The organism is Roseateles sp. 22389, assembly GCF_052044995.1.
In the GTDB taxonomy this organism is placed as follows: domain Bacteria; phylum Pseudomonadota; class Gammaproteobacteria; order Burkholderiales; family Burkholderiaceae_C; genus Roseateles.
The window spans coordinates 1-733 of record NZ_JBQEOF010000045.1 but is presented as its reverse complement, the minus strand read 5'-3'; the positions used below and the strand labels follow the sequence as shown (position 1 = coordinate 733).

Annotated in this window: 1 pseudogene; it reads right to left on the bottom strand. The window is 66.8% G+C overall.

Features of this window, described 5'->3' with window-relative positions:
• Window positions 1-733, bottom strand: a pseudogene (locus tag ACTJKJ_RS27290) (hypothetical protein); the annotation flags it as partial.

Genomic DNA, 733 nt, shown 5'->3' with positions numbered 1-733 from the left:
CTGCGCGGCGGCGGTGGCTTCACCGGTACTCGCATCCAGGTGCGTGTAGCTGACGATCCGGTCGGCCGCGTCGTAGGTGATGTCGCGGACGATGGCGCCCAGCGGATAACGGACCAGGCGGCCGTAGGCGTCGTACACCCGTTCCTGCAGCTTCGTGCCGCTGTTCATCTGCATCTGCCAGCTCCGCACACCGCCGAAGGGCTCGAACTGGATGCCGCTGATCAGCGGCTGTGCGGCGCTCGAGTCGTCCTTGGCCAGGCTCATGCTGACCGGCAGTCCCGCGTCGTACTGGATCGTCAGCACGCGGCCCGATGGGTAGGTGATGCGAGTGACGTGGCCGGCGGGGTCGTAGCCGTAGCGCGTGGTCAGCACCGCCGTGCCCACCGTCTGGATGGCCGTCGTCAGTCGCCCGAACGCGTCGTACCCGTACTTCGTGTTGCCCGATGGACTCGTGGCCATCGTGAGCCGGCCGATGCCGTTGGTGAACTCCCCGCCGGTCTGGTCGTAGGTCCAGCTGTAGTTCAGCGCTGCCTGGCCGCTCTGCGTGTAGATCGCAGAGGTCACCCGATTGAGGTCGTCGTAGGTGTAGGTGGCCAGCACGCCGCGGCTGTCCAGCCGGGTGAGCAGGTTGCCGTTGGGGTCATAGGTGCTGGTGGCGGTGCCCGTATCGGGACTGGTGAGCTGCGTGAGGTCCCCCAGTCCGTTGCGCTGATAGCTCGTCACCAGGTTGCGA